The sequence below is a fragment of the Streptomyces sp. adm13(2018) genome, assembly GCF_008042145.1.
Classification (GTDB): domain Bacteria; phylum Actinomycetota; class Actinomycetes; order Streptomycetales; family Streptomycetaceae; genus Streptomyces.
Map to the genome: position 1 here is coordinate 1 of NZ_RDBH01000319.1, position 1176 is coordinate 1176.

The 1176-nt window shown below is 77.6% G+C and carries 1 pseudogene; it reads left to right on the top strand.

Annotated elements, in window-relative coordinates:
• Nucleotides 1-124: 124 nt before the first annotated feature.
• Nucleotides 125-1176: pseudogene (locus EAO70_RS37100) on the top strand (group 1 glycosyl transferase); the annotation flags it as partial.

The following is a 1176-nucleotide window of genomic DNA, read 5'->3' on the forward strand; positions in this document are numbered from 1 at the left end:
ACGCGGACGGGCCGTCCACGGCCGGCCTCCCCGCACCGGCCCTGGCCGCCACGAAGGGATCGGGCACTCCGGCCGGGGCTCCGGCGAATCACTCCAGGCCGTCCTTCGTCGTCGAGGAGATCCCATGTCACGAGTCCCCTCCGCCTCCGCCGCGACCGGCGGCGCCCCGGCCGGAGTGCCCGATCCCTTCGTGGCGGCCAGGGCCGGTGCGGGGAGGCCGGCCGTGGACGGCCCGTCCGCGTGGCGCGGGCCCGAGCCCAACCTGCTCGCCGAGCTCGTCCGGGCGGAGTACGGCCCTCGCGGCGCCGGGGACGGCCGTCCGGCGGTCGCGATCCCCGCCGACCTGGTCCTCGCCCGGTTCAGGCAGCGCGTGCGGGCGGGCCGGACCCCGTCCCCGGAGGAATGCGTCCGGCTCCTCGGCGGCTGTGACGACCACAGCGCCGCCGCCGTCTTCGACGTCTGGCCGGACGTCGTCCTCCGGCACGGTCCGGCCCGCGCCGCGCGGGCCCTGCGCGGCGGCCTCCGGGCGGCGAGCGACCCCCGGGCGACCGCACCGGCGCTCGATCTCGCCGCGGCCACCGGCCTTCGCCCCCTGCGTCCGTCCGAACTCCTCCCGCTCTGCGCGGCGGAGGACCGTGTGATACGGCACGCGGCCCTGCGGCTGCTCACCGCCGACGGCACTCCCCTGCCGGCGCGAGGCGTGACCGGCGACCCGGGGGACGCGTACGAACGCCTCCTGCACGAGACCCTGCGGGACGGGCCCCCACGCCTCGCCGGTTCCGTCGGCCTCCGCCCCGGGATGTTCGTCGCGCAGTCCATGCTGCTGGGCGATCTCGACCGGCCCGGCGAAGGTTCGAGCGGGGGGCTCGGCGTCCTGCTGGGGTCCCTCGGCGACGCGCTCGCCCGCACCGACCGCGTGGGGGGCGTCCTCACGGTGGTGACGGCCTGCGTCCCGGACCTGGAGGTGGATCCCGTCCTCCTGCGCCGACGCGACAGCGGCCACTGGGTCCTCAGGATTCCCGTCGACAGTCCCCACCCCCTGCGCGCCGAGGAGGCGGGACGTCACCGGGAGGCGATGGCCTGGTGGGCGACGCGGCTCCTCACGTCGATCGGCCGGCCGATCGACGTGCTGCACGTGCGGTACGCCGACGACGGCTCCCTCGCCCTCGCCGAGGC